Source organism: Paenisporosarcina sp. P4_E4_2 (genome assembly GCF_056401595.1).
Map to the genome: position 1 here is coordinate 1 of NZ_JBFUJC010000540.1, position 1,251 is coordinate 1,251.

The window sequence follows — 1,251 nt, forward strand, 5'->3', positions numbered from 1 at the left end:
TGGAAGGTGTCCTGGAAATTATTCAATCTGAAGGGTTCGGTTTCTTGCGCCCCATCAACTATTCTCCAAGTTCAGAAGATATCTATATTTCCGCATCTCAAATTCGCCGTTTCGACTTACGTAACGGAGATAAAGTAACAGGAAAAGTACGCCCACCAAAAGAAAATGAACGATACTACGGCCTATTGCACGTAGAATTAGTAAATGGTGAAGACCCGGATTCTGCAAAAGAACGCGTGCATTTCCCGGCACTCACACCGTTATATCCAGATCGTCACATCAAGCTTGAAACAGAGTCAAACAAACTATCAACCCGCATCATGGATTTAGTAGCACCTGTCGGATTCGGTCAACGTGGCTTAATCGTGGCACCGCCAAAAGCGGGTAAAACGATGTTACTAAAAGAAGTGGCAAACTCGATTACGACAAACTATCCGGATGCAGAACTGATTGTCTTGCTAATTGACGAACGTCCAGAGGAAGTTACGGATATCGAGCGTTCTGTGAATGCCGATGTTGTAAGCTCAACGTTTGACGAAGTACCAGAAAATCACGTAAAAGTTGCGGAATTGGTTCTTGATCGTGCGATGCGTTTAGTTGAACACAAACGTGACGTCATCATCCTGATGGACTCCATTACACGACTGGCACGTGCGTACAACTTAGTGATTCCACCAAGTGGTCGTACATTATCTGGTGGTATTGACCCTGCTGCATTCCATCGTCCAAAACGTTTCTTCGGTGCAGCACGTAACATTGAAGAAGGCGGAAGCTTAACAATTCTTGCAACAGCTCTAGTTGATACAGGATCACGTATGGATGAAGTGATTTACGAAGAATTTAAAGGAACAGGAAACTTGGAGCTTCACCTAGACCGCAATTTGGCAGAGCGTCGTATTTTCCCGGCACTCGACATCCGTCGCTCGGGAACACGAAAAGAAGAACTACTTATTCCTTCAAATCAACTCGAAAAACTATGGGCAATTCGCAAAACATTCTCGGATTCGCACGATTTCGGCGAACGCTTCCTAAAAAAATTGCGTCAATCGAAATCAAACGAAGATTTCTTCAACCAGCTCAATGACGATATGAAAGCTCATCGTGGTGGCAAGGGACTGCTATAAGATAAATTGTAGTTCCTTATTTAAACAAAAGGGTTGATTTCGTAAGTCCTTTTTGCTATAATTTAGTTCGGTAGATTTACCATACTCTGTGACATATACGGCTGAACTGAACGGGTCGTGTAAGGTG

The 1,251-nt window shown here is 43.6% G+C and carries 1 protein-coding gene; it reads left to right on the top strand.

Annotation, left to right across the window (positions count from 1 at the left end):
* A partial coding sequence (gene rho, locus AC1DSB_RS19525; protein WP_477587442.1) for a transcription termination factor Rho occupies positions 1 to 1,124 on the top strand: 1,124 nt, incomplete at its 5' end.
* Positions 1,125 to 1,251: the final 127 nt, after the last annotated feature.